We start from the raw sequence: 8,662 nt of genomic DNA on the forward strand, positions 1-8,662 counted from the left end.
TGCCAGCACAGCGGGTATAGCGCTTACCACTACCAGCGCTGCCCTGAACGACTGAAAATTGGCCGTGAGCAATAACAGGATCACCACGGCGGCTACCAGCAGGCCGGATTGCAGGCTGTTCAGCGTTTCATCCAGCAGCAGTGTTAAGCCGCGCTTTTCAACACTAATACCACGGGGCGGCTCACCGGCGCGTTTAATGGCAGCATCCACCGCTGCACTGGCTTTACCCAGGTCCACCTTATGCACGTTGGCGCCAATGGAAATAATACGTACCGCGCCTACACGGTCGTACTCCCCGGCCACGGTATCCGGCTGCAAAGTGGCTACATCGCCTAGCAGCGGGCGGGTACGGTCTTTTGAAATGGGAATGGCCGCCATATCGTTCATGCTGCTCATTTCATTTTCCGGTATGCTTATCTGCACAAAATAAGACTGTGCATTCTTTTCATCCAGCCAGATATTTTTTTCCGTAAACCGGCTGGATGAGGTGGCGGCGGTAAGTGATTTGGAAATATCTGTAATACTTACGCCCAGCTGCCCGGCCCTTTCCCGGTCAATGTTCACGCGGATGGCCGGGTAGTTCAGCGGCTGTACGATCTGCACATCCCGCAGGTAAGGGATCTTTTTAATTTCTGCCAGCAGCTTTTGTGCATAGGGTTTGCTCAGGTCCAGGTTCTTGCCTCTGACCGCTATTTCTATAGGTGTGGCAGCGCCCTGGCTCATTACCTTATCGGTGAGGTCAATGGGTTCAAACGTCATTTTCACTTCCGGCATTTGCCGGTGAATGCGTTTGCGCAGCCGCTCCTTAAAATCATCCATATTCACCTTATAATCCTCTTTCAGGTTCACCTGCATTACGGCTTCATTAGGCCCGGCCATAAACAGGTAAATGGGGCTAGTGGAGTAAGAGGATGGGTGCGTGCCGATGAAAGAGGAGGTGATGTCAATATTTTTTTCGCCAACGGTTTGTTTCAGAATATCTACCGCCTGCAGCAGCATATTCTCCGTACGTTCCAGGCGGGTGCCTTCCGGCGCTTTTAAGCGCAGCTGGAACTGGCCGTTATTCAGCTTGGGTAAAATATCGCGCCCGATAAAACTAAAACACAGGCCTGCAATAATAAGGATGCCTACAAAATAGCTGATGGTGGCCATCTTACGCCATTTCATCAACCCTTCCAGCCAGCCTATAAAGCGCAGCTTAAAACGGTCAAAACGGGATATTTCCTTTTGATGTTCCCTTTCATACTGCAGCTCCTGTTCTATGTATTCATTATTTTTTTCGTGCACCGCGCCTTTGGCTTTTACATGATGCTTGAACAGCTCTGCCTTCAGGATCCAGTTGGAAAGTACGGGCACCAGTGTTTGCGACAGCAAATAAGAAGCGATCATGGAAAAACCAATGGCCAGCGATAGCGGCAGGAACATGGAACGGGGCACGCCCTTCATGGTAAAGGAAGGTGCAAATACAGCCAGGATACAGAACAGGATCAGCAGTTTTGGGAAAGCAATTTCCTTACAGGCATCCCAGATGGCCCGGGCTTTGGGCTTACCCATTTCCAGGTGCTGGTGAATGTTCTCAATAGTTACCGTACTTTCATCTACCAGCACGCCAACCGCCAGGGCAAGGCCGCTCAGCGTCATAATATTAATGGTTTGCCCGGCCAGGCGCAGGCCCATTACCCCAATGATAATGGATACCGGTATGGTAACGATCACGATCAATGCGCTGCGCTTATCGCCCAGGAAAAGCAACACCATTAAGCCGGTAAGCACCGCGCCTATTACGCCTTCGCTGATCAGGCTTTTTACGGCATTCACCACATACACGCTCTGGTCAAATTCAAAGATCACCTTCACATCTTCCGGCAGCAGCTTCTGAATATCCGGCAGGGCGGCTTTCAGGTTCTTAACTACCGTCCAGGTAGATGCATCACCGGTTTTAATTACCGGCAGGTATACCGAACGTTTGCCGTTAATAACGGCGTAGCTGGTGGTAAGGTCCGCCGCATCCTCTACCCGCGCCACATCGCGCAGGTATACGGAAGGGCCGCTGCCCATTACCAGGGGAATATTTTCAAACTCTTTAATAGTGCGTATTACGGTGTTACTGGGCGTGAGGTAAGTAATATCCCCGATACGCACATTACCGGCAGGCGAGATCTGGTTATTGTCTTTCACCGCAGCCACAATCTGGTCGGGCGTAAGGTGGTGGCTGCGCATCAGCGCCGGATCAACCCTTATCACAATGGTGCGGTTGTTACCGCCAAATGCAGCGGGCGAGGTTAAACCGGCAATGCGGGAGAACGAGGGGCGGACTACCGTCATGGCCAGATCCTGTAATTCGTTATTACTGCGGGAAGGGCTGCTAAGCGCCAGCTGGCCAATAGGCAGCGTAGAAGCATCGAACCGTATCAGGAACGGCGGCTGCGTTCCATTAGGCATTTGCGAAAATGCGCGGTTAGCCATTGCCGTTACTTCCGACGCTGCCTGGGCCATGTTGGTACCTTCATAGAAGGTAAGCTTAAGCATGGATAACCCTTGTATATTCTTTGTTTCAATGTCTTTAATACCGGTTACATACAGGAACAGGTTCTGGTAGTTGGTGGATATGAAACCTTCCATTTGCTGCGGCGACATACCGCCATAGGGCTGTGATACATAAATGGAGGGCAGGTTCAGATCCGGGAAAATATCGATCTTAATATCACGCAACGATGAAATGCCGAAAAAAAGCAGGCCTATCACAATTACAATGACGGCAATGGGCTTTTGTAAGGCTAGTTTGATCAGGTTCATGAGTGTAGTTGAGTGAAAGGGAACAGGCCGTAAAATTAGCAGGCGGGCTGCGTTCCTGTTAGGACAAAACGGTTATTGCCTTGTACTATTTGAACATTACATCCCGGAAATCCTGCGGGGCAATGCCGGCATGGTTCTTAAAAAAGCGGCTAAAGTAGGCCGGGTCTTCAAAGCCCAGCTCATAGCTGATCTCTTTTACGCTTTGGTGGCTGAAAGATAGCTTACGCTTGGCTTCCAGCACCAGGCGGTCGTGCAGCAGCTCCGTAACGGTTTTGCCTGTTTTTTCGCGGGTTATCTCGTTCAGGCGTTTGGGCGTAAGGGAAAATTCGCTGGCATAAAAGGTAACATGGTGCTGTGCCCGGAAATTTTTTTCCAGCAGGCGGCGCAGCAGCACTACCCGCTCATCGCCCTTCAGGGGCGCAATGGCCTGGGCAGCATTGCGCTTCTTTTCCCTTTCGGCCTGCAATAAAAAGGCGTTCAGGTAATGTTTTATGATGCTGCGGCTGCTGCCGGAAGCACTTTTTTCCCGGTACATCAGCTCTGCCAGCAGCTGGAAAGTGGCGGCGGTACGGTTGCTGATACGGATGGGCGCATAACCGCGGGTAGCATCAAACAGGTTGGTGAAATCATACATGGTAGCCTGCTCATGGCGGTTGCTGAAGTAAAAATGCTCCGTAAAGGTGATCACATGGCCTTCCTTGGCATCATCCAGCAGCTGGTGCACCTGCCCGGGTTCCAGCAGGAACAGCATATTATCTTCCAGCTCGTAGGATACAAAATCCACTATATGCTGCCCCCTGCCTTTGGAAAACCATACCACCTGGTAATGATCATGCCGGTGCGGCTGCCGGGTAAGCTCGGTTTTAAAGCCCAGCAGCGGGAAAATATTGAACTGCCCTGTAAAGGGCAGCTGCTGATAAGGTATATCCGTGTGTTTTTGCAGCATACACTTCAAATTTAAAAAATTGGGACCGCAGGTGTACGCCGCTCATAATATTTAATGGATTGCCGGCCAGCGTGCTGCCCTACCCCCTTAACAACTTGCCACTATTCTTTACCTTTGCAGCACTATGCAGCTATATTGCCCTTCACTCACAGCATATAAGCGTTTACCCACCCTGGAAGTAAAGGTGGGCGACCTGCTTATCGGGAACAATCACCCTATCCGCATTCAAACCATGACCACCACGGATACCATGGATACCGCCGGCACCGTGGCGCAAGCTATCCGTTGTATTGAAGCCGGGGCCGAGCTGGTACGTATCACCGCCCCCAGCAAAAGCGAGGCGGAAAACCTGCTGCCTATTAAGAATGAATTACGCAAAAGGGGCTACACCACGCCCCTGGTAGCTGATATACATTTTACGCCTAATGCAGCGGAAATTGCCGCCCGTATTGTAGAAAAAGTGCGGGTGAACCCGGGCAACTATGTGGACAAAAAGAAGTTTGAGACCCTGGTATATACCGATGCGGAGTACGCGGAGGAGATAGAGCGCATCCGGGACCGGTTTACCCCGCTGGTGAATATTTGTAAGGAATATGGCACAGCCATGCGTATCGGCACCAACCACGGCTCCCTCAGCGACCGTATTATGAGCCGCTACGGGGATACTCCCATGGGCATGGTGGAAAGCGCCATGGAGTTCCTGCGCATTGCCGGGGACCTGAACTACCACAACATTGTGCTGAGCATGAAATCCAGCAACCCGCAGGTAATGGTGCAGGCCTACCGCCTGCTGGTACATACTATGCAGCAGGAGCTGGGGCATTGCTATCCCCTGCACCTGGGCGTAACGGAAGCCGGCGACGGGGAAGACGGCCGTATTAAATCGGCCATTGGTATTGGCGCCCTGCTGGAAGATGGTGTGGGCGATACCATTCGCGTATCGCTGACAGAAGACCCGGAATTTGAGCTGCCGGTGTGCCGCGACCTGGTGAAACGTTATACCAACCGGGAAGGGCATGCACCCATCCTTTCCACAGACAAACCGCCTTACTCCCCCTTTGAATACAAACGCCGGGAAACCATTGCCGTGGATAATATTGGCGGCAAGCAGGTACCGGTAGTAGTAGCGGATTTCGGAGGTATTAAAAATATTCAGCCTAATGACCTGGAAGCCATAGGGTACCATTACGATGAGGCTACCGATAAATGGAACATTGCCGACCAGGCAGCGGATTATATTTTTACAGAGCAGGTATTACCCTTTGCCTTACCCGGCACTTTAAAGGTGATAACCCCGTACGAAACCTGGTTACAGGCTGCGGATAAGGAAAAGTACTTCCCTTACCTCACACAGGAAGCTTACCTGGGTACGGGCAAAAGATCGGCTGTACTGAATGTAATTGATACCGACAGCGGAAAGCCTTTAACAAGCGCCCTGCTGCAAAAGCTGAAAACAGATAACACTGCTGTACTATGCATAGTGGCTACGGAGAATAAACATGCCATGCCGGAAGTGCGCCGCATGTTAATGACGCTGATGGAGCAGCAGGTAGCTAACCCGGTGATCCTGTTAAGCTCCAGCACACATACCGAAGCAGATGACCGCCTGCTGCAGTACGCCATAGAAACCGGCGCCCTGCTGCTGGATGGTTTTGGCGATGGCATAGGCCTGGGCATTAATTATACACAGCAGCGCAGCCTGCAGGACCTGGCCCGTATTAACCCGGTGGCCTTTGGTATTTTACAGGCTACACGTACGCGTATATCCAAAACGGAATATATCTCCTGCCCTTCCTGCGGCCGTACTTTATTTGACCTGCAGGAAACCACCGCTAAGATCCGCGCAGTAACCAACCACCTGAAAGGGGTAAAAATTGCTATTATGGGTTGTATTGTGAACGGCCCCGGTGAAATGGCGGATGCGGACTTTGGCTATGTAGGCAGCGGGGTAGGTAAAATAACCCTGTACCGCGGTAAGGAAGTGGTAAAGCGGGGGTTGAACAGCGAAGTTGCTGTAACGGAGCTCATAAACCTGATAAAAGAGAATGGCATGTGGGTGGAAACCCAGGCCAACTAAAAATAAAAATGCCCGCCTGGGGTGGGGCGGACATTTTGCTATAGCTATTTTTTGAGGTTAACAGGATGTTGAGAAAAGCGTTTCAACACATTGCATCAATAGGTGATGAAATCTTAGGGGTTAACTGCATCTATTGGACAGTACAAAGGTACATTCTGATGATCATGCCGGACAAGCGTATTTATACGGGTTTTTTTACGGGGAAATACTTTTTATACGTATATTACTAGCCTAAAACACCTTTTGTATGAAGCAATTTCTGACGGCGATATTGATCCTGCTCTTAGGCGCTTCTGTATCCATGGCCCAAACGCCCGCCACAACCAAAGCCAAGGCTAAAACTGAAAAGGCGGCAGCCAGCACCGGTACGCCATTAAAGAAGGATGGTACACCGGACAAACGTTTCAAAGCCAATAAAACCACGGCCACTGAAGGCCCTAAAAAGAAAGACGGCACCGCTGATATGCGCTATAAAGCCAACAAGGAGGCCGCAAAAAAGAAAAGTTAACGTTTAGTAAGGTTTAAAACTGTTATAGTAAAGGGGCGTTTCTTCGGAAACACCCCTTTTTTTTATGCGGAATGCTTAACGCCGAACGCGTAACGCTGAAGCCCGTGTGTTGATTGCGGATGCTGAAAGCTGATAATCATTATTGTTATGCACCCGGCGCTCTTAATGGTTTGTGTTCAACCCACGGCAGCTCAATACAGCATAAAGCATTCGGCATTCAGCGTTCAGCGTTCCGCATTCAGCATAATTCGTATTTTCACACTATGTTGGATTTCAGATTAAAGGTCTTTTATACCGTGGCTAAGCGCTTAAGCTTTACCAAGGCTGCAGAAGAGCTGTTTATTTCACAACCGGCCGTTACCAAACATATTCATGAGCTGGAGCAGCAATTGGGCATGGCGCTGTTTGAACGCATTGGCAATAAGATCACCATTACACCGGCAGGCCGCATTGTAATGCGGTATGCAGATGAGATCTTTACCAGCTACCGCAACCTGGAATATGATATTAACCAGCTAAAGCATGAAAGGGGCGGGCGGCTGCAAATAGGCGCCAGCACCACTATTGCGCAATATTTTATACCCCCGCTGCTGGCAAGGTTCAACCAGCGATATCCTGAGATCAAAACCTCCCTTATCAGCGGTAACTCAGAACAAATAGAACAGGACCTGCTGGAAAAAAATATACAGCTGGGCATTATAGAAGGCAGCTCCCGCAACCCGCAGTTAAAGTATACGGAGTTTGCCAAGGACGAAATTGCCCTTATTGGCAATGTAAACTACAGCTACGGCGCCGGTGAAGTATTAACCGCTGCGGAGCTGGCGGCCATTCCCCTGCTGGTGAGGGAGCAGGGCTCCGGCACACTGGAGGTTATAACGGAGGAGCTTAAACGCTTAAAGCTAAAGCTAACCGATCTGAATATAGCTATGTATATGAGCAGCACGGAAAGTATGAAGTCGTACCTGCATCATGCGCCCGGCGCAGCCTTTCTTTCCTTACAGGCCGTAAGCAGGGAGCTGGAAGCAGGCGAGTTTAAAATACTACCGGTGAAGAATTTTAAGCTGGTACGGCAGTTCCAGTTCACCCATCTGCAGGGCCAGCAGGATAAGCTGGCGCAGCTGTTTATGCGCTTTGCCGGTAAAGAGATCAAAGGGGAAAAAGGGGAAGGGGGAAAGGAGCTATAAAAGTTATACAAATGAAAGGGGTGGGCTAAAAGAATGTAAAATCATAAATGTAAAATTTAAAACCGTCAAAGGGGCTTTATGGAGACCATCTAAAAGGCTTCATGAACGGGATAAACCGACGAAGAAGGTTCATAGCGACCACTGAAAAGACTTTATGAACGGGATAAACACAAAAGTGAAATGCCGCGACACCAGGATACACACCCGGTTTCGCGGCATTCCACTTTACATTTGAAATTTTATACTTAGAATTTTACATTCTTTGAAGAGGCTTACCTGGTTTTTTGCAGCGTATAAATAATATACGCGCTGTTACCTTCAAAATTCACCGGTGCTCTCCACACCATTGTATTACCATCGTTAGAGCTAAGCTCTACCCGATAACCATCTGTTACATTTTTGGCTTTTACCCCTTCTGACAGTTTCTTAAACTGGAACATGCTGGATCCGCCATTTTTGTATAACGACCACATAATGGGCTGTGTAGCAGTAGTACATCCATCTGAGGTGGCCGATAAAGTATACGAACCTTTACCATTGGAAGGTAATACCCAGTTGCTGCCTTTAAAGCAGTTATAGGAAGCCTCATCAAACACCGTTACCTTACTGTTGGAGGGGATCCCTTCAAACTGGATGTCGGTAACTACCCAGTTACCTTTTACACTGCTTTTGGAAATGTCCTGCGAGGTGGAGGTGGCGCCGGATGAGCTGGCGCAGGAAACTGCAAACAGGGATGCTACGATCAGGCATAATGCTGCCAGGGCAAGATTTTTCATCTTCATCTGTTAAAATTTAATTTGACTGCAAATCTCAACTTTTGCACGATACAAAAGCAAGAAATATACCAGTTAAACACCGGGAAAGGTTATTTTGTTGAAGCGGGGGCGGTTGATGCAGGATAATTATGAAGCAGCCTGTTTTCCAGCTCCTGGTATTTGTTATAGAAATAAATGCTGCTTGCCAGCAGCGCTATCAGCAGCACACATAAACCAATAAAAATACAACGCCACCAGATGCTTACCTGCATTTGCTGGTTCCGCGGCGCTTCCTGTAAGTTAATAACAGTATGGACAGGCGGCTCCCTGCGCTTACGCCGGCGGCGCTTTTCGCCGGTTTCCCATTGCACCTTATGGCAAATGTATTCCCATACC

At 49.5% G+C, this 8,662-nt stretch carries 7 protein-coding genes; 3 read left to right on the top strand and 4 right to left on the bottom strand.

The genetic code is table 11. The features are described from left to right. Together VIM87_RS24440 and VIM87_RS24445 are read right to left on the bottom strand one after the other, a co-directional pair. Positions 1-2,796: efflux RND transporter permease subunit (locus VIM87_RS24440; protein WP_331999526.1), on the bottom strand; the 2,796-nt coding region annotated here is incomplete at its 3' end. Between the two features lie 85 nt (positions 2,797-2,881). Beyond that, a complete protein-coding gene (locus tag VIM87_RS24445; RefSeq protein ID WP_331999527.1) occupies positions 2,882-3,742 on the bottom strand; it encodes a helix-turn-helix domain-containing protein in 861 nt (286 codons plus the stop codon). Positions 3,743-3,866: 124 nt separating this feature from the next. Between VIM87_RS24445 and ispG the strand changes: the two genes are divergently transcribed. The 3 genes from ispG (at position 3,867) to VIM87_RS24460 (ending at position 7,511) form a co-directional block, all read left to right on the top strand. Next, positions 3,867-5,819: a (E)-4-hydroxy-3-methylbut-2-enyl-diphosphate synthase gene (gene ispG / locus VIM87_RS24450; RefSeq protein WP_331999528.1), complete on the top strand. Its 1,953-nt coding sequence runs from the start codon at positions 3,867-3,869 to the stop codon at positions 5,817-5,819. Between the two features lie 247 nt (positions 5,820-6,066). After that, positions 6,067-6,327, top strand: a complete 261-nt coding sequence (locus VIM87_RS24455; RefSeq protein ID WP_331999529.1) for a hypothetical protein — start codon at positions 6,067-6,069, stop codon at positions 6,325-6,327. Positions 6,328-6,590: 263 nt separating this feature from the next. Then, a complete protein-coding gene (locus VIM87_RS24460; RefSeq protein WP_331999530.1) occupies positions 6,591-7,511 on the top strand; it encodes a LysR substrate-binding domain-containing protein in 921 nt (306 codons plus the stop codon). 272 nt (positions 7,512-7,783) lie between these two features. Here the strand turns inward: VIM87_RS24460 and VIM87_RS24465 are convergent, their stop codons facing one another. Both VIM87_RS24465 and VIM87_RS24470 read right to left on the bottom strand, forming a co-directional pair. Next, complete coding sequence (locus VIM87_RS24465; protein ID WP_331999531.1) at positions 7,784-8,287, bottom strand: hypothetical protein; 504 nt, start codon at positions 8,285-8,287, stop codon at positions 7,784-7,786. A gap of 89 nt (positions 8,288-8,376) precedes the next feature. Then, the coding region (locus VIM87_RS24470; protein ID WP_331999532.1) for a hypothetical protein at positions 8,377-8,662 on the bottom strand (286 nt) is incomplete at its 5' end.

Source organism: Chitinophaga sp. (genome assembly GCF_036569125.1).
Lineage (GTDB): Bacteria > Bacteroidota > Bacteroidia > Chitinophagales > Chitinophagaceae > Chitinophaga.

Coding starts and splice junctions, on each gene's coding strand:
- VIM87_RS24445 (WP_331999527.1), bottom strand. CDS start 3,742: ATGCTGCAAAAACACACGGATATACCTTATCAGCAGCTGCCCTTTACA.
- ispG (WP_331999528.1), top strand. CDS start 3,867: ATGCAGCTATATTGCCCTTCACTCACAGCATATAAGCGTTTACCCACC.
- VIM87_RS24455 (WP_331999529.1), top strand. CDS start 6,067: ATGAAGCAATTTCTGACGGCGATATTGATCCTGCTCTTAGGCGCTTCT.
- VIM87_RS24460 (WP_331999530.1), top strand. CDS start 6,591: ATGTTGGATTTCAGATTAAAGGTCTTTTATACCGTGGCTAAGCGCTTA.
- VIM87_RS24465 (WP_331999531.1), bottom strand. CDS start 8,287: ATGAAAAATCTTGCCCTGGCAGCATTATGCCTGATCGTAGCATCCCTG.